A 19,970-nucleotide genomic window follows, 5' to 3' on the forward strand; every position below is an offset into this window, starting at 1 on the left:
CGTCGATGAACGCAACACGAACAGGGACGCTCGGCGACGAGTTCGCCAACCTCGGCATCGCGCTCCTGATCGGGGCGGCCGGCTTCGCAGTGCTCCTCCGCGTGGCCGGCTCGATCGCAACGTGGGCGACGGGACTCCCCCAACCGGCCGGTGGGCCCGAGGCCGGGCTCGCCGTACTCCTGAATCCAGGTGACCCATCCGCCGCGCTCGGCGCACCCGGGTTGCACCCTGTCGCGTTCTGGTTCAGTGCTGCCGTGCTGATCACGATCGCCATGGTTGCAACGATCTGGTTGTGGCGGATGCTTCGCAGTACAGCTCGTACCCGAAAACTCGATCCTCACCGCATGGCCGGCATCGCAACGCGAACCGAGGTGACGCGCGCCGCATCCCGCGCCGCGCTCATGAAGCGGGCCATCCACTTGCGCCCCTCGCTCACGAACGCCGGCCCAGCTGACGTCGGCTACGTCATCGGTCGCGCTCGCGGCACCACGGTCTGGGCAAGCGTCGAGGACTCGATGCTCGTCATCGGCCCACCCCGCTCCGGCAAGGGCGCACACATCGTGATCAACGCCATTCTCGACGCACCCGGCCCCGTTGTGACCACGTCCACCCGACCGGACAACCTCACCGTCACACTTCGAGCCCGGCAACGGACGGGACCAGTCGCGGTATTCGACCCGCAGCACCTCGCTGCCGGCGTCCCCGCCGGTCTGCGCTGGTCGCCCATCCGCGGCTGCGAAGACCCGCTCACCGCAATGATTCGTGCCACCGGCCTCGCCGCCGGCACCGGCCTTGCCGCTGGCGGCGTCGACGGCGGGGGCTTCTGGGAGGCGAAGACCCGCACCGCCCTCCAGTCCCTCCTGCACGCCGCGGCCCTCGACCGTCGCCCGCCCGCCGAGCTCTTCCGTTGGACGCTCGACCCGTCCGCCGCCCACGACGCCGTCTCCATCCTGCTCAGCAACCCGAACGCCGCGACCGGATGGGGCGACTCACTCCAGGCCATGCTCGAGGCTGACCCCCGCACCCGAGACTCCATCTGGCAAGGCGTCTCCCTCTCCCTCGGCGCCCTCGCCGACCCCCGGGTACTCGACGCCGTCTCACCGACCGACGGCGAGGCATTCGACCCCGAACGATTCCTCCGCAGCAACGGCACCCTCTACCTCCTCGCCACCGGCGCCGGCGCGAACAACTCCGCAGCGCTCGTCTCGGCGTTCGTCGAAGACCTCATCGAGACCGCCCGACGAATGGCGGCCCGCAACCCCGGCGCACGCCTCGACCCACCACTCCTGCTCGCCCTCGACGAGATCGGCAACCTCGCACCCCTGCCGTCGCTGCCCAGTTTGATGGCCGAGGGCGGAGGCACCGGGATCACGACGATGCCGGTCCTGCAGTCCCTCGCGCAAGCTCGCACGAAGTGGAGCGACAACGCGGCCAACGCGATCTGGGACTCCTCGATCGTCAAGATCGTCCTCGGCGGAGCATCTAACTCCCGGGACCTCCAGGACCTGTCGACGCTCATCGGCGAGCGCGACGAAGCCACCGACTCGACCACCGTCGGCGACCGCGGATCCCGCTCGTCCCAGCGCTCCATCCGCCGCGTCGCAACGATGCCACCCGACACCATCCGGACCCTCCCGTTCGGCACCGGACTTGTCCTCCTGCGCGCCGCTCCCCCAGTCATCGCCCAACTGCGGATGTGGACGAGCCGATCGGACGCCGCGGAGCTACGCGGGCACCGCATGGAGATCGAACGGCTGCTGCGGGAGCCGGCTCGAGCGGCTGCGCCAGAATCGCCGCCGACTCCCGAAGACTGATGGCCGCGAAACTGTTCTTCGAATGTATGTTCGAAGCATGCGATATTGGCAGCCAAAGCTCCGGGTCGTCGGGCCCGGCACCTGGCTGCAATTCGACGCAAGCAGGCGCATCGCCATCATCCGAACGGTGACCGCTGGATATCCGCCCCGACCCCTCCTCCGCGCCGACACGTGGTCCGCAGATGACGATGCGCGGGCCTTCCTCGGCTACTTCCCCGCCGACGAGATCCGCCTCTGCGCCGAGGTCGTCTGGGCCCTCTATCAAGAAGCAACATCCGCCCAAGTGAAGGACGCCGCCGTGAACACGAAGCAGCCCGGATCCACCCAGTGGCACCCGCTTCTCAACGCCGATGAGAACAGTCCAGGCACATGGACCATGCGCGACTCGGATGGCCACGCCTACGGCGGCATCCGCATTACGCGGCAAGGCACTGACGTCTACTACCTCGCCCAATACCGAGGGAATCCGATCGGACGATTCGACCGACTCCGAACCGCTGTCGAGACCGTGCACCTCGCCCATGTCCGCACGACGCAGCATCCCCGTGTGCCGCCTGACCCGTACGCGACGCCGCGCTCATGAATCGGCCGGCGCACCTGTTCCTCGAGCGGACCGATCGGCCCGCCGAAACGAACAGGAGGTCGAGTCCCATGGCTCTTCACACGCAGCAGTCGCTCTCCGGCTTCATCGCCTCGGAGCCGCAGCAGTCCATCACCGAGAACGGCGACACCCGCTTCTACGTCCGCATCGGCCAGCCGCACTTCCGCCGCGAAGACGACGGCAGCTTCAGCGAGCTCGAGCCGAGCTTCCACGACCTCGTGACCTACCGCGCCACCGCCGACCGCGCGTTCGCCCGCTTCACGAAGGGCGACAGCTTCGTCGCCGAGGGCTACGTCCGTACCTTCCCGGTCGAGCGCGACGGCGAGATCATCGAGCGCGAAGAGTTCGTCGCCAAGAAGATCGGCCACGACCTCGCCCGCACTAACTACGACGTCGACCGCTCACGGCGACCCGGACCGACCGTCGAGCGGGCCGTGCCCGCCGCGCTGGCATCACGAAGGCCGACGCTGGTCCGCGGCGAGACTTCCACCCTCGGGCTGTGAGACGACAATGACGGATGCCTCAAGCCGCTGGCAGACGGACGACGACGCGCTCGGCCCCGACGCGTTCGACGACCTCGACGGACCTCTGACCCCGGAGCCCCCGCACCCGATCAACTGGAACTTGCTCACCTCCGAGGAAGCAGAGATCGAGTGGATAGAGCTCAACCGCTGGGTCAACTGGCTTCGCCGCGCGTACGGCCTGCCGGCGTCCGTCGTTCCCCCGCTCTGGCATCGCCACCCCGAACTCGTGTGGGAGCTCTCCGCTCTCCATCTGCACTGGCTTAGCGCCTACGACCCCGATCAACACGGCTCGGCACCGTTCGGATGGCACCGCGACTTCGCCGATGCCCGCCAGCGCCTCCACGACTGGGTCGCCAGCTCAGGAACAAGACTGGACCGCGATCGACCGACGCGGCAAACCACCTGGCCGGGCGAGCCTCCAGCAGAGACGGTCGAGGACTTCGGAATCATTGATCGGGACGCCGACTTCGTGGAGTTCGTCGACGCGGATGTTGCGCGCCGACGCAGCGCGGAGGTACCAATCGCCGGGAGGGCGGGCGCACCCAGCTTTTCGGGCTGAGTCATGGTCGGTTGAGGGGCGCGAAGCCGCGGTTTGGTCCAGGCGTCCCGGTCAATCCATCGACCAATCCTTATCCGCGAAACCGAGCGTCTTCAAGTTCTCTCGGATGGCGGAGCGCTGGTCGTCGGTCAACCTGGCGAGCTGGTCCGACTCAATGTCGATGGTGACGCGCACCGGGACGCCGGCCGTCACGAAGTGGGACACGATCTCCTCATAGATCTGTCCGGCGTCGCGCACGACCCGGTTCACAGTAAGATCCTTCGTGGCGTGGAATCGCGTGGGCACGGCCGCCGCAGGGCGTCCGCCCGGAGCCGACGTGGTCGATCCCGATGCGCCTGTCCCCGTACCCCCAACCGACGTGCCTGAAACGCCCGCACCGGGGCCGGTCCCACCCGACTCGCTTTCACCGCTCTCCCGGTCGGCGACCTTGGTGTCGGCCTCGATTTGCTGAGCCGCCACCACCGGGTCGACCACGAGCCCGCCCTGGCGCACCGCGGACGGCGCTTTCATAGTCAGTCCACTGAACCTGCCATCCTCGTACGAGTCGGCGTACGCGAACCCGTCGAGTTCCACGACGAGGGCGTCGTCGAGATGCCAGACGGCGTCGACGACGACCTTCGGCTGCGCCACCTTGGGCATGTACACGTACTGGCTGAAGTACCCGACGAGTACGTCGAGCGGAACGTATGGCTTCTCGCGCCACAGGTGTAGGCGGTTGATCTGCATGCGCAGTAGCGACGGCGAGAAAGTTCGGACGACGAATTCGCCCGCGTCGGCTTTCTTGGTCACGCGCTCGGCGAGCGTCCCGTCGCCGTTCATGAGGATCGACTCAAGCTCAATCTCGGCGGCCCCCGGCTCCTGCGTAGGCACGAGAATCCACCGGTATGCCTCACGGATGGAGTCCTTCACCGTCTGCTTCTGCTGGGCAACGCGCGACTCCGCGACCTTGATGTTGTGCTGATCGAGGTTGAGCGAATCCCGGTTCTCGAGGATGTATTCCCACGCCATGCGCTGCCGGACAGCGTTGAGCAGGAGGTCGACGCGATCGACCTCGGGGGCGAGGAACACGAGGCTGTTCTTGTGGATGCGGGCGTTGGTGCCGCGCTTCGTCAGGAACTCGATCGCCGCGTCCTCGGCGACCGAGCGTCCTCGCTTCGAAAAGGGGCGGTCGGGGCCGAAGATCACGAGACCGATGCCGGGATCGTCCTCGACGTCGATGCTGCCGTGCGGGAAACGGTGGACGCGTTCGAAGAGGCCCTTGTCGGTCTCCTGACGGACAACCTGCGCCAGCTCGTCGAAGACCTGCTCCTCGTGGTACGAGTCGGCGCGCTCCTGCACGATCTGAGCAACCGTCTGCTGTAGCGACAGCCAGTACCGGTCCTGGTCACGGTTCATGTACTTGCCGAGGTCACCCAGTCGACGCAGTCCGTCCGTGACGTGCGCCGGGTTGTCCCCAGGGTAGGTCGATCCGAGAACGACACGCTTCTGCTCGATACCGCGGATGGTTGCTGCGGTGCCGTCGCGGTTGCGGAGGTTGGCCATAGGCGCCGTGCCGAGGAAGACGCACCGGGCGGCGCGCTTGGTGGCCATTGACCGGCCGAGGATTCTGATGTCGCTGTCGACGACGTTCGCCGTCGAGGTCTCGCCCGCGACATCGGCGTCCACCATCGGCTTCCACGAGTCGTCGAGGTGGTTGGCCAGCTCGTCGAAGACCTTGGCGTTGTCGAGCGGAATAGAGGCAGGGAGGATCATGGGCGATCGATCCCCACTCGTCCATAGCGCATAGACAACCGTCGCCATGAGACGAAGCACGCCGCGGGTGCGCTGGAAACGCTCCAACGTCGACCAGTCCTTGTAGAGCCGGTCGAACAGCTCGGGATGGATCGGGTACGCAGTGCGCATCGACGCGCGGTAGCCCGGCTGCATAACCTCACTCGGCACATCAGACCCATAGCGCATGTAGTGGTCCATGAACTTGTGCACCACGAGATCGCGCGCCGCATCCTGCTCTCGCCCGAACGGCTTGAAGATGCGCCGCCGGACGATCTCAAAAGACTCCTCGATCGTGGCGGGCTGCCACGCAGACTCCAGCCGGTGGATGACCGAGCGAAGGTGTCGCAGGGCTTCAAGGCCAGCTGTGCCCCCAACCTCGTGCTCGTTCTCGATCGGGGCGTCGGACCCCGGCATGTCACGCACAACGTCTGAGGCGGGCAGAGAGACAACTAGGAGCGCGTTCGGCACAGCCTTGACGGCCTCGGTTAGCGACTGCACGAAGGTCATGTGCCCATCGAATGTGCCAGCGGGTGCGGTCTTGTCACGCGACCAGAGCTGTCGCAGGTACGCGACCCACTCGTCGATCAGGACGATGCAAGGGCCGTACTTGCTCAACAGGTCCGCGAGCGCCGTGGTGGTTGGCGGCACGGATTGCTCGTCGTACCGTTTGAGCAGCTCGTAGCCCTCGATTCCGCCGAGCTGGTACGCCAGTTCGCCCCACAGCGTGTTGACCGTGATTCCCTCACGCTTGGGCATGCCGAGGATCGACAAGTCGTTCCCGACCAGGACTGCGCGACTCACATTCGCGGGAAGCTCAGCGACACCGATGCCATCCAGCAGCTCACCGATTCCTGGGAGACGTTCCGCAGGCACCCCGGCCGCGGCGTGGTAAACAGCGAGGAGCGAGTGGGTCTTGCCACCACCGAATGACGTCATGAGGTCGATGACCGGCTCACCGCCGCCACCGCTCAGGCGCTTGATCGCCTGCTCCAGCAGGTAGCGCAGACCACGCGTGAGATAGGTACGCCCGAAGAACTCGACTGGGTCGCCATACTCAGGGCCAGCCACACCCTGATGGACCTGGCGCAGATCGGCCGCGAACTGCGCCAACTCGAAGGTTCCACGAGCAACGTCATCGTGGGGCTCAACGACATCTCGCCAGGCCGGGAGTCCGGTCGAGTCGACCTGAACCGATAGGGCCTTCTCCTGTGCACGCTGGAGCCGCTTCTGGTCCTCCTCGAACATCAGGCGTCGAAACTCGCGACGCATCTCGTCCGCCTCGTCGGCGAGCTGAACCGCCCCGGTCGACCGCAGGATGTGCTCCCCGTCCATGAGCACCCGCTCAGTGCGCTCCGAGGAGATCCGCTCGCCATGCGCCCACTCCTTGCGCGCGTCCCATAATGCCGAGACGACGCGCTTGTCCTCGAAAGTGAGTTGGTCCTTGAAGACCTGGTGCCACTGCTTATCGAAGACCCAGAACAGGTAGGCCGGGTCGGACTGGTTCGGGGTAGCATCGCGACCAGTGAGCCCCGCTGTTCGACCCACCTCCGTCGCCCATCCGCTGCCGTACTTGCCGTGCAGTAACGTGACCATCCATGGACCGAGCCCCTCGGCGACGAGGTCGAGCACACGACCGACGCGTTCCTTGTTTGTAAGTGCTGCCATTTCAGAAGAACCTTCCCGCGGCGGTTGAGTGGCTCGCGCTCAGTTTCACAAGCTCTGACCACGAGTTGATCAATGCGTTGTAGCGCTCCTGGTCCGCTGTGCGCCCCTTCGAAGCAGCGATCTCGTGAAGGCGATACGTCAAGGCCATTGCAGGATCCTGGAGGGAGCCGAGTTGGGACATTAGGCGTGCGGATTCCAGCTCGCCTCCCCCGCGCACCAGCCGATCGACAAGGTGGTGGACGGCTTCCCATGCCGTAGGCCGAGTATCCCCAGTCGGTGCCCAAGTTCGGTCAAGACCCTCGATGCCGAGGAGCCTGACGCGAGTGCCCTCGCTCACTGCAACCTGTGCTCTCTTTACATCGTCGACGCTGATACCGAGCGGACGGGCCGCTTTGTCGGCCTCCGCAAACGGCGCGGTTACCCAACCGTGCGTCTCCCACCATCGAACCGCGAAGCGAGACTCGGGGTCGAGTTCGCCAACCTGCTCATCGAGAACCTCACCGAGGGCGGTGTTGATGAGGTCGAGCGCTCGTCCGACGGAGATGCGTTCGCCCGCCTGGTCGAGTACGGCTCGGTACCGCGAGAAGATCTGCATCCCTGGACCCAAAGCCGCCTGCGCCAAATCGACCGGGAGAATCGATGCGGCCTGTAGATCGCGGACGGCGGGCCCAAGCTCTCGTCGAAGTGCTCGAGTGAAGTCCGACACCGACGAATTGGGTGCCGCCGCGGCGCGCGGGCGACAGACCATCGCAATGTAGGTAGCCACAGCGTTCGAGCCCTGACCTCGCATTCGTGTAGAACCGGTGCCGTGGATTGGCCAAGTCCCAGTGATCTCCAACTCAGCATCGATGATGGCCGTAAGGATGGACGCCCACCGGGACTGCTCATCGGCAACTGACTGTTGCTCTTTCGAGGCGTATACAACGAGCATCGGCAAGTCCTCGCGCAACGACGCTCGGAGGTTGTGGAAGGTCTCGACGAATCCGCTGATGAAGTTCTTCTGTGCCTGGTCGCGAGATCCACCATGGTGCCACGGGAACGCCGTCAGCTCTCCCGCCTTCGGAGCGGCGATCGTCCCGTATAGGTCCGGGTGAACATCTCGGAGCGCACGCCTGTGCCACAAGTAGAAGAAGTCCGAAAGGTCCGCATAGCCAATTGCGTCGAAATAAGGTGGATCCGTGGCAACCAGCCCCGGTGCGGGCAGCGCGGTCGTTCGCGCGTCACTCCGAACAGCAGATCCCTGCCCATGCGGCGCGTAGGGCAGTGCATCGAGCAGCGTCTCGACGTTCTGAGTCCAGCTTTTTGCGCCCTCTCCGAGCGGGTCCACCTCCGCAAAGTCCCAGGTCATTGGCAAGTCCGCGCGCCCAAAGATGCCTTCCGGCGAGGCTGACCCACTCCGCGAATCGAACTTCCATCTTGTTTGCGTGGACCCGCCCTGAGCCAATTTGCCGAGGGCCAGACCCAGGAGAGTTGCGATGCAAGCAGCTCTCTCCTCACCCCCACCGGCCTCCAGAACCCATTCGTATGCTTCGCGAATCTTCGTCGCGAAGGTCGACAACACAAGCAACTGGCGATTCGTATATAAGTCAAGCTGTGACGTGATCCCGTAACGGGGCGGGGCAATGTACTGGTTGGGCTCGCCGAGTGAGATGTCCGGCAGGTCTTCCGGTCGGCGAGCCGACGCCGCGGCTTCGAGGTCTGCCGCTGTGGGTGCCCGGAAGAAGCGTGATTTGTCAGGTGCGACGACCTGCACCGCCATTAGGCGCAACCCAAGTCCGCCCGACTGCCCCTGGCGTCGGATCTCGGCCTCATCGATGGTCTGCCGACACGCTAGACAGGAGAATGAAGCGCCGCGACCGATCTTCGGACTATCCGGAGCGCTCCCAGAGGCCTGATCTCGAATAACCGTTAGTTCGACCTTGTCTCGGCTGGCGATTGGCTCTAGCCACGCGAGTGCACCCTTTCGCTTCGAAAGCCACCACGTCGTTGTCAGAACTGACTCCACGCTGCAAGCTGGATTCGGGCAAATGGCCGTCCGCCCCCACAGCCACGTACTCGGTTTGCCGTCATTCCCCTTCGGAAAGTACGTCCCAATCTCCGCTTCAACAGCCTCACGGACCCGACGCGCAAAATGCAGTACGTCCTCGGCAATCCCGTCGTACCCACTCGTCTGGACAAGTGTTCGGGACGAGAACAACTGGTCGCCAGTCTCCGCAGCGGAATTGGAGACGGATAGCGGTTCGGCGCCGTACACCCGAGGCAAAAGGTCGGTGATTGCGCGAGTGATTAGAACTGGAACCGGGTTGAGGTCGGACCCTTTCGACTCGAGCCCAAACCGTTGCGCCTCCACTAGCGTCGAACCGCCGCCGCAGAACGGGTCAAGCACGGCAGGAAGCCCGTCGGGAAACTGGCGCTTCAGCAACGTCTGCGCTTCCCTCATGTCGGCGGCGTCAGGCAGATCAGCACCATTCCGAACCAACCGCTTGATCAAGTCAAGCAAGTAGACGCGTTGATTGTCGTCCTCGGGGTCGTCAATCAGGGCCGCGAAGAGCAGTGCGCGCCAGGCCGGTAGAGGCATGGGCGCGAACCACTTGTGGAGATTCCTTAGCGTTCCAGTCTTCCGGTCCTTGTCCGACTTACACGCTGCGTTGATCTCCTCGAGCGGTAGCGCGACCTCGATCAGCTTCTTCTTGCGGGCTGTCTCGGTCACTGCTGGCTCATCTCCGTTGCGTCGTTCCAGAAGGGTTCCCAGTCGTACTCAACGCGCGCCGCACGGGGGTCGATGGGTTGGTCTACGGGGTGTCTCATGTACCGCACGGTCGTCGCGTCGTCTCCCGCGACCTGAACGAGTGCAAGCACTGAGTGATCGGCCTTGTTTAGCGCGGTGACCGCTTCCTGCCGCGTGAGGACAAACGTCTTGCCACCCACTACGCGCCCCTTGACCTCGATGAAGTCTAGGCTCTTGCCCGTGTCCGACTCGATGTCGTAGCCGGGGTTGTTGTGGTGCATCTCCGCCGGGTCGTGCCCGAGCGCGCGCTCAACCCGCAGAACCGCATCGACGGCGAGTCGCTCAACCCGCGTCGTCTCCCGGGCGCGCACTGCCGCCGCCTCCGGGTCGGTCTGGGCGTCCAGCCATCCCCGCGTGACGACCAGGCAAGCTCCCGTCACCCGTGGCGGGCGCACAGAGATGTCGCGTTCCTGCTCGAGCTCCCTTAGTCGCCGATGAAGCCGGCGGGCGAGTGCCTCTGCGCGTTCCTGCATCTGCGATGCCGGTAGGCGCGTCTTCTTGCCTGCGCGCTCCTGCTCGCTCAACTCGAAGGCGCGGCGGTCCCAGTAGTTGATCTCACGGGTCAGGCGCTCGCGGACCAAGCGCTCGGTCTTATCGACGCGTTCGATCGTGCGCCTACCCACCTCCTCGGCGTGGTGACGTGCGATCGTAACCGACGCCTCTCGGATCACGCGGCGATCTAGGTCGGATGCCTGCGCCCATGGTTCGGCCAGGAGCGGCCGGCTCGACTTCAGTTCGCCATCGGTGGGCGCTTCGAAGTTCGGGATCGGCGAGCCGGTGAGCGGCGTGATCGTTCCGTCCGCGTCAATGCGGACATACTGCGCACGGCGCGAAACGACACGCGGCTGTCCATCGGAGGCAGTGCGCCCGTCGGTGACGTCGTGCTCCAGAAGGCCAACAACATATGGCTGGGTCGTGAGGTCAGATCGGTCGACGAGTATCGCACCACGGCGGAGCGCATCGTGATACCGGTCCGAGACGACGCTCATCGTCGCCGACACCAGCGGGTGGCCCGGATGCAGGAGTGTCGCGAGGCGGTTGTTGCCGTCGACGCGAACGAATTTCGGGTCGAAGGTGACGCGATAATACTCATCGACAACGGGCTGGCCGTACCCGGTGACGCGATCCCGCTCCTTTATCTCGCCAGGCACACGCTTGATCTCGAAGCGGTGGCTCTCGCGCATCCGCATCTGTCCTCCGACGTCCGCAAACGCACGGTGGAAGAACGCCTCGACGTGGTGGGGCTGAAGGCGCGCAGCCTCGGCACGTTCCATCTCACGCCGCATGTCGTCGATTTCGGCATCGCTCATTGCCGACGGCACTAGCTGGTTCGCCTTGAGCAACTCGGGGATGCCATCCGCGATCCTCGGCTCGACCACGTCGGTCAGGTAGCGCTGGCGCTCCGGCTTGTTAGCCTCCTTGATCGCCGCGATCATCAGGTCGCGCAAGGCGTTGCCCTGAAAGAGCTGGCCGAGCACGTCGTAAACGCGCCCGCCAAGCGTGGCGCGCTGCTCTTCGAGCTTCTCCAACAGCCGCGTATAGACGTCACCCTCTCGGGTGTCATCGGCGACGAGGGACCACATGAAGCAGGTGTTGGGCTGACCGATTCGGTGTACACGGCCGAAGCGCTGTTCGATGCGGTTCGGGTTCCAGGGCAGGTCGTAGTTGATCAGCAGGTGCGCGTTCTTGTGGAGGTTAATACCCTCTCCCGCGGCGTCCGTTGCGATGAGGAAGACGCATTGTTCGTTCTGCTCGAAGGTCTCCTTGGCCTTCTTCCGGTCCTCGCGCTTCGTGCCGCCGTGGATAGTGATGACCGCGTCGTCCCGCCCGAGGTGCTGGGTCAGGCGCATCACGAGGTCATCGAGGGTGTCCTTATGCTCGGTGAATATGATCACCTTGCGTCTGGCTCCTGTGTCGTCGCGCATCTCGTCGGAGTCGTCGAGCGTGTCGCGCAGGGCATTCCACTTGGCGTACGTGGGTGAAGCCTTCACGGCGGCGGACTTCACAAGCAGCCGTTCGAGCACTCGCAACTCGGTTTCCAGCTCCTCCGGCGTGCGCGCGTTCGTCGCACTGGCGATGGCCTGGTCTTCGAGCGCTTCGCGCTCCTCGTCGGTCAGGTCTTCGAGGTCTTCCCAATCGTCTGGAACGTCGGGGGCATCCGGCCTCACTGCGGCATACATCCGCGCTTCACGCAGTTCGGACTCGAGACGGGTCTTGCGGCGTTCGAGCGAACGGTGGATCGCGGCCGGTGACGACGCGAGTCGGCGCTGGAGCGTCGTGAGGGCGAATCCGACTGCGGTTCGGCGGCGGTTGTCTCCCTCGATCGCGTCCGCCCTGTTCATCTCCTCGCGAACGTAGTCGGTGACGGAGACGTAGAGGTCCTTCTCAGGCTGGGAAAGGTCGTACTTGACCGTGAACGCGAAGCGCTCCGGGAACAGCCGCGTGCCCTCGAACGTCCGTAGCTCTTCCTTGACCAGTCGGCGCATGAGGTCCGAGACGTCGGCCTTGCGGCTGCCTTCGCGTGCGACGCCCTCGAAGCGATCGGAGTCGAGTAGGGCCATGAACAGCTGGAACTGCTGTTCCTTCCCGGAGTGGGGCGTTGCGGTCATCATCAGGAGATTGCGCGAGTGCTTCCCTAGCTCTTCGGCCATCTGGTAGCGCTTCGTCTTCTTGACTTCGCTGCCCCACACCGTGGCGGACATCTTGTGCGCTTCGTCGAAGATGATGAGATCCCAGTCGACCTCGTTAGCCTTGTCGAGGATGCCCTCGCTATTGCGCGCCAGGACGTCGAGCCGGGCCAGCCACAGACCACCGCGGGCGAAGGGGTTACCCTCGTGGAGAATCTTGTCGCGGGTAAGTACCTCGAACTCCAGGTCGAACTTCTCCCGCATCTCCTCGTCCCACTGGTCGACAAGTGCGCCAGGGGAAACCACCATGACGTTCGCCGCGTCGCCGCGGAGCAGCAGTTCCTTGATCAGGAGTCCAGCCATCACTGTTTTCCCTGCGCCGGGGTCATCCGCCAGGACGTAACGCAGCGGCTGCTTGTGCAGCATAATCTCGTACACTGCGCGGAGCTGGTGCGGCAACGGTCGGACATCGCTCGTCCCTAGAGCCGCTTGCGGGTCGAACAGGTATGCCAAACGCATCCGACGGGCTTCGGCGGCGAGTAGGAATGCGCTCGGATCGGCATCGAATGCGAATGCCTGCCCTGCATCCACTTCGCGAATATGGCCGAGGGCATCCGCAAAGATGATCTTTTCCGCAATCCCAGTCTCAGTCCGGTATGCGACGTTCGCTGACTCCTCCGTCAACCGCTCCACGGCGACGATTTGCACAGGATCTGGTCCAGCGAGACCAGCGACGGTCGCTCCGACTCTCAACTTGTCGAGCACCTCACGCCCCCTGGGTGTTATTCAGTTCGACAATCGAGTCGAGTGAAGCCCCGGCCGCCACGTGCAACTTAGACCTCCAGAGCGAGCCGGACCAACTACAACATCCCACCGTAGCGAAGCAATGCAGATGCATCCCCGTTCCGGTCGCGCGCCGCGGGTGAGCACCCCCTTCTGGGGGTAGTGTCTCGCAGGCGTTCCTCCCGGCAGGCCAGGCAGGCCGGGACCTGATGCTCACGCGCAACGCATGTTCCAACAGATCAGTTTGAGCCGCATCCGCCAGCTCGCCCCGGCGAATGTAGTGGTGCACCGCGCTCGGGGTACCGGTGTGGCCCAACAGCTTGGCTGTGAGCTCGGCCTCCCGTCGTCGTTCACAGGCGGGGGCGACGGTCCGGCGGAACCGGTGCGGCGGATCCTGGGTGTTCGCGCCCGCTGACCATTTGCGGGGCAATATCGGAGTCCCGCCCAACGTTGGCGGGAGTCGCGACGCTCTCGGTCAGTCGTCCGGCGCCAACCGCTGCAACACCTCCGCCGCCGCCGGGTTCACCGAGCGGTCCGGCTCCGCGTAGTGCTCCTTCGTCGTCGACGTCGAGGTATGACCCAACACGTCGGCAGCAGCCTGGATGCTGACCTCGTTCGCCAGCAACGTCGCGCCGGTCCGCCGGAACGCGTGCGGCGTGATCTCCATGTCGTCCATGCCGGCGCTCGCGAGGATCGCGCGAAACGTCCGCCTCGCGTTGTTCGGCGTGAGCGGCGTGCCCTTCCGCGAGTGGAAAAGCAACGCCTCCTCGTCGTCCCGCGCGATCAGCGCCAGTCTCCTGCGGATCACCTCCGCCGCGAATGGCGGCACCGCGATGACCCGATTCGACTCGTGGGTCTTCGGGTGCGACTGTCGGAACACTCCCTTGCCCTTGCTCACGATGATCGTGCCCGTGATGTATACACGGGGCGGGTCGGCGGTCATGTCCACGTCGCACCGACGCAGCGCGAGGGCCTCGCCGATCCGGATGGCGGTGCCAAGCATTACCTCGATAAGATCTCGGATCTGTCCGTCGGGGCGAGGGCCGTATCGTCCCTCCTCAGTGCGCCAGGTGCGCGCAGCCACACGTATCTGGGCGATTTGCGCGGGCGTGAGCGCCTTCGGCACGTGCTTCGGCTTCTTCAGTCTCGAGGTCTCCTTCACCGGGTTACGCGGGACGATCTCGCGCCGTACCGCGAACGACATCACCATCCCGAGGATCGTCCGCGAGTGCTTTGCCCGCGGGTAGGACTTCGCCCGCTGTGTCTTCAGGAAGCTCTCGACGCGTCCGACGGTCACCTCGCGCACGGTGAAGTTCCCGAACGTCGGCATCACGAGCGTTCGGAGTTCGCGTTCGTACGTCTCCTTCGTGTTGTCCGCCAGATCGTGATCCCGACGCATGTCTTCCAGCCAGGCAGCGGCGAGGTCGCTGAAGGGCGAGTCCGCAGAGAGCCCGTCGGCGCCGTCACCGAGACGCATCCGACCCGTGAGCTCCTTCTTCAGCGCCCAAGCCGCCGCCGCTCGGCTCTCTGCGGTCCACGAGACCTGACGCGTCACGCCGTCCCAATCGCGGTACCGTGTCGAGGCGCGATACTTCCGCACTGCGATCTTCTGTACGGTGATCTCCCCGAACGTGCCGATCGGCAGGCGCTTCCGTCCCGCCATCAGCGTCCGCCTCCGCTGCGCATCATCGCCGGGTCGGCCTCGTGCATTCGGTCGAGCCAGCGCCGGACGTCGGAGATGCGGTAGCGGAGCTCCCGCCCGACTCGGATGCCGGAGGGACCCCTCCCGTCGGCGCGCAGATCGTAGATCGCCTGCGCCTGCACGCCGAGGTACTCGGCGAGCTCGCTGGTCGTCAACATCGGCTCGAGGCCGAGTCCGGAGATCCGTTCGCTGTCCATGACACATAGGTGTCCGAGGACATCCCAGACGAGCCGAACCCGCCCGAGCACCTTCCGTTCAGGAGGGCCCGTACGACCGTTTCTCGACCAAAAGTGTTGGATAAACGTGTTGCGCATCAAATCTCGTCCCTTCGTCTGGGACAAGAAACCCTGATGAGTCGAGATTTCGAGGTAGGGCGGACGGGACTTGAACCCGTGACCGATGGATTATGAGTCCACTGCTCTGACCGGCTGAGCTACCGCCCCTCGCCACGCGCCACCCGTGTGGAGTGATCGACGCGACGTCGGCGACGATGTCGCCGCCGAATCACCACGATACCGGCTGCCTCACGACGAGCGGCGCGATTCGATGTTCACCCGGGCCTGCAGCCTCACGGGCCCGCGGCCTCACCCGAGCCCTCGATGCCCCGCCCACCGCTCGGCAGCCCGATCGGCGGCGTTCGCGATGAGCATCGCCAGCTCGGCCCGATCGGGCACCGCGAACGACACGTATCCCCCGCGCCCGCCCGCGACGGGCCGCCCGTATGCCTTTGCGGCGAGCGTTCCGTCGGGCAGCAGCCGAACCGTGATCGACTGCAGCACGTACTCCTCGCCGCGGCGGGTGTCGGTCCACTGCAGCGATTCGGGCACCGCGACGTTGATCGCGAGCGCCGAGACCACCGCGTCGCCCGGTTCGACCGGGCCAGACGAGTCAGGGGTCATGAGTCGAACCTCATGACCGCGTCACTCGGGCAGGGCGACGGGCGTGGAGTCGGTGACGGGGTCGGTCACGGGCTCGCCGCGGTACAGGCTCTCGAACGTCGACAGCGTGCGGGTGATGTCGTGGGCGGCGATGAGCCGGATCGATCCCTCTTTGAGCGCTCGGTACTCGTCGGGCGAGGCCTCGAGCACGGTGCGCAGCTTGGCAGCGAGGTCGTCGGGGTTGCTCGGCTCGAAGAGGTAGCCGTTCTCGCCGTCGTGCACGAGGTGCGGCAGCGCCATGGCGTTGGCGGCGACGACCGGCAGGGCCGAGGCCATCGCCTCCATGGTCACGATGCTCTGCAGTTCGGCGATCGAGGGCATCGCGAGCACGGATGCGCGGTGGTAGGCGTCGCGCAGCTCTTCGTCGGTCACGTAGCCGGTGAAGGTCACGCGGTCAGCGAGGCCGAGCTCTTGGGCGAGGTGCTGCAGATTGCGCAGCTGGTCGCCGCCGCCGACGATCTCGACCTTGGCGTCGAGCTCGGCCGGCAGCTTGGTGACCGCGCGCAGCAGCACGTCGATCTGCTTCTCGCCGGTCACGCGACCGACGAACAGGATGCGGTTCTCGTTGCGCGGCTGCCAGTTCGGCGCGTACCGCTGCGCGTCGATGCCGCATGAGATGGCGTGCACGCCGTTCAGGCCGGTGGACTTCTCGAGGAACTGCGCGGCGCGCAGGGTCGGCGTCGTCACGGCCTCGGCGCGGCCGAAGGTGCGACGCGCCGCCTTCCAGGCGAGGCCGATGGCCCACTCCTGCCACGCCTTCGGGATGAGCGTGAACTCGAGCATGTTCTCGGGCATGAAGTGGTTGGTGCCGATGATGCGGATGCCCCGCTTCTGCGCCTCGATCGACAGGCCGCGACCCACCACGATGTGCGACTGGAAGTGCACCACGTCGGGCTTGACCGCGTCGATCACGCGCGCGCTGTTCTGCTTGATGCGCCACGGCAGCGCGAAGCGCAGCCAGTCGTGCGGGTACCAGCGCCAGCTGAGCAGGCGGTGGGCGGTGATCTCCTGGCCCTCGTGGATCTCGGTCCAGGTGCCGTGCTTGCGGCTGGCGGCGGGCGCCATGACGTGCACCTCGTGACCGCGTGCCACCATGCCGGCGGCGAGGCGCTCGGCGAAGCGGGCAGCGCCGTTCACGTCGGGGGCGAAGGTGTCGGCGCCGATCAGGATGCGCAGAGGTCGCTCGGCGACGGGCTGGTCATGGTCCTCGGAAGACGCACCGGGGGTCTCAGACACGTGTCGGGATCCTCACACTTTCTGCCGGGCTTCGGCCCGGATCCGCGGCCGCAGGCAGGGTCGGGGGTGCGCGGCCAACTCCGACCTTAGCTTACGAGGGTGCGCGATCGGCGATGCGGCGCGCTCGCTGCGACGGCTCGCGGATGCGTCGGCGGCAGGCGTGCGGATGTCTCAGAGCCTGGTCTGCGGATGGCTCCGGGCGAGCAGGAACACGCCCCACACGGCGATCACCCCGGTGACGGCGAAGACGACCATCGCCCACGGCGGCGCCTGGGATGCCTCGCCCAGCACGACGATGCCGATCACGACCGCGACCAGCGGGTCGACCACGGTCAGGCCGGCGATCACGAGGTCGGGCGGCCCCGACGCGTAGGCGTTCTGCACGAAGTACGCGCCGAGCGCGGTCGCCGCGAGCAGCGCGATCACGCAGAGGAGCGTCAGCCACTCGAACTCGCCCTGCTGGATGCGCCCGATGATGACCTTCGCGAGGGTGGCCACGAAGCCGTAGAGCACGCCGGCGAGCAGCACGTAGAAGATCGCGCGGATGCTTCGCCGGAAGAAGGCGAACGCGAGCCCGGCCAGCACGAGCACGATGGCGAGCACGATGAGGATCACCGCGAGCTGCCGCTCGGTCACCGGTTTGTCGACCGCGGTGAAGGCGGCGACGCCGACGAACAGGAACACGCCGCCGACGCACATCACGATCGCGGTGATCGACGTGCGGTTCAGCTGCACGTGGTTCACCTTCGAGTTGACGATCGACGTGATGACGAGGGCGATCGCCCCGAGCGGCTGCACGACGATCAGCGGCGCGAAATACAGGCTCGTGAGCTGGAAGACGATCGCGAGGCCCAGCATGAGCGTGCCGATGACCCACGACGGCCGGGCGAGCAGCAGCATGAGCTGCTTGCCGTTCAGCCCCTTGCCGAGCGTGTCGGTGGTGTGCGACTCGACCTTCACGACGCCGCGGTGCTGGAATTGCGCCCCGAGCGAGAGGAAGACCGCACCGATCAGTGCCAGCGGGATGCCGATGAACTGCTGCGGGTCGAGCGCGATCTGCTCACCCAGGTCGGTCAGGTCGGGATCCACGCCTCGACCCTACCCGCTCGCCCGACGATATCCTTGCCGAATGGCCGTCCTCCCGATCCGGATCACCGGCGACCCCGTGCTGCACGCCCCCGCCCTGCCCGTCGAGCAGATCGACGACGAAGTCCGCACCCTCGTCGCCGACATGTTCGAGACCATGGACGCCGCCCCGGGTGTCGGTCTCGCCGCCCCGCAGGTCGGCGTGGCGCTGCGACTCTTCACCTTCGGCTGGACCGACGACGACACCGAGTGGCGCGGCGTCGCCATCAACCCCGAGCTGTGGCTCTCCCCCACCGAGCCGGGCGCGCCCGACCCCGACACCGAGTCTGAGGGGTGCCTCTCGTTCCCGGGCGAACGGTTCGGGCTCCGGCGGGCCGAGCGCGCGGTCCTGCGCGCCACGAACCTCGACGGCGAACGCTACGAGATCGAGGCCGAGGGGTGGCTCGCGCGCATCTTCCAGCACGAGTACGACCACCTCGACGGGGTGCTCTACACCGATCGACTCAGCGACCGCGACCAGCGCATCGTCGCGAAGATCACGAAGAAGCTCGACTGGGGCAAGCCCGGTCGCCAGTGGGTGCCGGGCATCGACGACATCGAGGCCTGAACACGCCGGCGAGACATCCGGCCGCTCGCGTCAGGTGAAGGCGCGGATTCCCGCCGCGACCGCGGCCGCGGCGATCACGACGACGACGAACGGCACCCGCAGCGCGAACAGCGCCGCGGCGACGATGACCGCCGGCACGCGCGCGTCGACCTCGACCTGCTGACCGGTCGCGAGCGTCTGCACCGCGACGAGCGCGGCGAGCAGCGCGACGGTGAGCAGGTCGGCGATGCGGGCCGGTCGCTCGCGCTCGAGGAAGTCGGCGGGAACCAGATGGCCCGCGAGTTTCAGCGCGAGGGTCGCGGCGGATGCCACGAGCAGGATCTGCCACACCGTCATGCGCTGCGCCTCCGCGAGAACAGGTCGAACCAGCCCACCAGCACGGCGACCACGCCCGCGACGAGCACCGGCAGGCCCGGCATGAGCGCGGGCGTCGCGACGGTCGCGACGACCGCCGCGAACACGGCGACCGCACCCGCCTGCACTCGCTTCAGCCGCGGCCAGAGCAGGCCGAGGAATGCCGCCGCCGCGGCCGCGTCGAGCCCCCACGCACGAGTGTCGCCGATGGCGTCGCCGATGAGCGCACCGAGCAGGGTGGTGAGGTTCCAGCCGACGAAGATGACCAGGCCGGTCACCCAGAACCCGACCCGCGCGCCCCTCTGGTCGGATTGCGCGAGCGCGACCGCGGTCGACTCGTCGATGGTGATCCACGCGGCCAGGATGCGTCGCCAGCGGCTGCCCGTGTCGACGACGGGCTTCATGCGCATGCCGTAGACGACGTTGCGCACACCGAGCAGCGCCGCGGTCGCGATCGCCGAGCCGCCCGCGGCGACGCCGCCCGAGGCGAGCACCCCGACGAGGGCGAACTGCGAGCCGCCGGTGAACATGACGAGGCTGAGAAAGCACGCCTGCCAGACATCCAGGCCGGCGGCGACTGCGAGCGCACCGAACGAGACGCCGTAGACCGCGGTGGCGAGCCCCACCGCGAGGCCGTCGCGCACCGCGGCACCGGCCGCATCGCGCGCGGGGGCCCCGCCCGCCGTCTCGTCGTCCACGCTCACTCCACTGCTGGAACCCGTCGACGCGATGCGCCTCGGAATCGGCGAAGGGCCGCCCGGTCAACCCGGACGGCCCTCTCGGCTCCCCCACTTGGACTCGAACCAAGAACCTATCGGTTAACAGCCGATTGCTCTGCCAATTGAGCTATGGAGGATCACTGCGGTGCAGCAGAGCCATGCTAGCAAAGCCGCGCGCGGAGTCCAATTCGAGG

General features: G+C 66.2%; 15 protein-coding genes and 2 tRNA genes. 5 read left to right on the forward strand and 12 right to left on the reverse strand.

Annotated features, from left to right (window positions below):
• The first annotated feature begins 5 nt into the window (after positions 1 to 5).
• The 4 genes from FLP10_RS00760 to FLP10_RS00775 all read left to right on the forward strand — a co-directional run bounded on the left by FLP10_RS00760 (position 6) and on the right by FLP10_RS00775 (position 3,498).
• Positions 6 to 1,814 carry a type IV secretory system conjugative DNA transfer family protein gene (locus FLP10_RS00760; RefSeq protein WP_149159132.1) on the forward strand — a complete coding sequence of 603 codons (1,809 nt, stop codon included), beginning with the start codon at positions 6 to 8 and terminating at the stop codon, positions 1,812 to 1,814.
• 37 nt (positions 1,815 to 1,851) lie between these two features.
• Positions 1,852 to 2,397, forward strand: a complete 546-nt coding sequence (locus tag FLP10_RS00765) for a hypothetical protein (RefSeq protein ID WP_149159133.1) — start codon at positions 1,852 to 1,854, stop codon at positions 2,395 to 2,397.
• 68 nt (positions 2,398 to 2,465) lie between these two features.
• The gene (locus tag FLP10_RS00770; protein ID WP_149159134.1) at positions 2,466 to 2,918 is read left to right on the forward strand and encodes a single-stranded DNA-binding protein; all 453 of its coding nucleotides are present in this window, start codon (positions 2,466 to 2,468) and stop codon (positions 2,916 to 2,918) included.
• Between the two features lie 7 nt (positions 2,919 to 2,925).
• Complete coding sequence (locus FLP10_RS00775; protein WP_149159135.1) at positions 2,926 to 3,498, forward strand: hypothetical protein; 573 nt, start codon at positions 2,926 to 2,928, stop codon at positions 3,496 to 3,498.
• A gap of 51 nt (positions 3,499 to 3,549) precedes the next feature.
• Here FLP10_RS00775 and FLP10_RS00780 read toward each other — a convergent pair whose 3' ends face one another.
• From FLP10_RS00780 to FLP10_RS00820, 9 genes are all read right to left on the reverse strand, one after another.
• Positions 3,550 to 6,900, reverse strand: a complete 3,351-nt coding sequence (locus FLP10_RS00780; RefSeq protein ID WP_210418449.1) for a DUF499 domain-containing protein — start codon at positions 6,898 to 6,900, stop codon at positions 3,550 to 3,552.
• Between the two features lie 37 nt (positions 6,901 to 6,937).
• Positions 6,938 to 9,646 carry a DUF1156 domain-containing protein gene (locus FLP10_RS00785; protein WP_168209066.1) on the reverse strand — a complete coding sequence of 903 codons (2,709 nt, stop codon included), beginning with the start codon at positions 9,644 to 9,646 and terminating at the stop codon, positions 6,938 to 6,940.
• Positions 9,643 to 13,059, reverse strand: a complete 3,417-nt coding sequence (locus FLP10_RS00790) for a helicase-related protein (RefSeq protein WP_149159138.1) — start codon at positions 13,057 to 13,059, stop codon at positions 9,643 to 9,645. Before FLP10_RS00790 ends, FLP10_RS00785 begins: the two co-directional genes overlap by 4 nt.
• Before the next feature lie 550 nt (positions 13,060 to 13,609).
• Positions 13,610 to 14,797 (reverse strand): tyrosine-type recombinase/integrase, encoded by a 1,188-nt coding sequence (locus FLP10_RS00795; RefSeq protein WP_149159139.1) that lies wholly within the window; start codon positions 14,795 to 14,797, stop codon positions 13,610 to 13,612.
• The gene (locus tag FLP10_RS00800; RefSeq protein ID WP_168209067.1) at positions 14,797 to 15,033 is read right to left on the reverse strand and encodes a helix-turn-helix transcriptional regulator; all 237 of its coding nucleotides are present in this window, start codon (positions 15,031 to 15,033) and stop codon (positions 14,797 to 14,799) included. Before FLP10_RS00800 ends, FLP10_RS00795 begins: the two co-directional genes overlap by 1 nt.
• Before the next feature lie 172 nt (positions 15,034 to 15,205).
• A tRNA-Ile gene (locus FLP10_RS00805) sits at positions 15,206 to 15,279 on the reverse strand.
• 141 nt (positions 15,280 to 15,420) lie between these two features.
• On the reverse strand, positions 15,421 to 15,735 hold the full coding sequence (locus FLP10_RS00810; protein ID WP_149159140.1) for a hypothetical protein: 315 nt from the start codon (positions 15,733 to 15,735) through the stop codon (positions 15,421 to 15,423).
• Between the two features lie 21 nt (positions 15,736 to 15,756).
• A complete protein-coding gene (locus FLP10_RS00815) occupies positions 15,757 to 17,010 on the reverse strand; it encodes a glycosyltransferase (RefSeq protein WP_246150093.1) in 1,254 nt (417 codons plus the stop codon).
• A gap of 171 nt (positions 17,011 to 17,181) precedes the next feature.
• Positions 17,182 to 18,099: a DMT family transporter gene (locus FLP10_RS00820; protein WP_149159141.1), complete on the reverse strand. Its 918-nt coding sequence runs from the start codon at positions 18,097 to 18,099 to the stop codon at positions 17,182 to 17,184.
• A gap of 40 nt (positions 18,100 to 18,139) precedes the next feature.
• Between FLP10_RS00820 and def the strand changes: the two genes are divergently transcribed.
• On the forward strand, positions 18,140 to 18,703 hold the full coding sequence (gene def, locus FLP10_RS00825; protein ID WP_149159142.1) for a peptide deformylase: 564 nt from the start codon (positions 18,140 to 18,142) through the stop codon (positions 18,701 to 18,703).
• Positions 18,704 to 18,733: 30 nt separating this feature from the next.
• Here the strand turns inward: def and FLP10_RS00830 are convergent, their stop codons facing one another.
• From FLP10_RS00830 to FLP10_RS00840, 3 genes are all read right to left on the reverse strand, one after another.
• The gene (locus tag FLP10_RS00830) at positions 18,734 to 19,039 is read right to left on the reverse strand and encodes an AzlD domain-containing protein (RefSeq protein ID WP_149159143.1); all 306 of its coding nucleotides are present in this window, start codon (positions 19,037 to 19,039) and stop codon (positions 18,734 to 18,736) included.
• Positions 19,036 to 19,755 carry an AzlC family ABC transporter permease gene (locus FLP10_RS00835; protein WP_149159144.1) on the reverse strand — a complete coding sequence of 240 codons (720 nt, stop codon included), beginning with the start codon at positions 19,753 to 19,755 and terminating at the stop codon, positions 19,036 to 19,038. The genes FLP10_RS00830 and FLP10_RS00835 overlap by 4 nt, the downstream gene beginning before the upstream one ends.
• 85 nt (positions 19,756 to 19,840) lie before the next feature.
• Positions 19,841 to 19,913: transfer RNA gene (locus FLP10_RS00840), tRNA-Asn, on the reverse strand.
• Positions 19,914 to 19,970: the final 57 nt, after the last annotated feature.

The organism is Agromyces intestinalis (assembly GCF_008365295.1).
GTDB classification, from domain to species: domain Bacteria; phylum Actinomycetota; class Actinomycetes; order Actinomycetales; family Microbacteriaceae; genus Agromyces; species Agromyces intestinalis.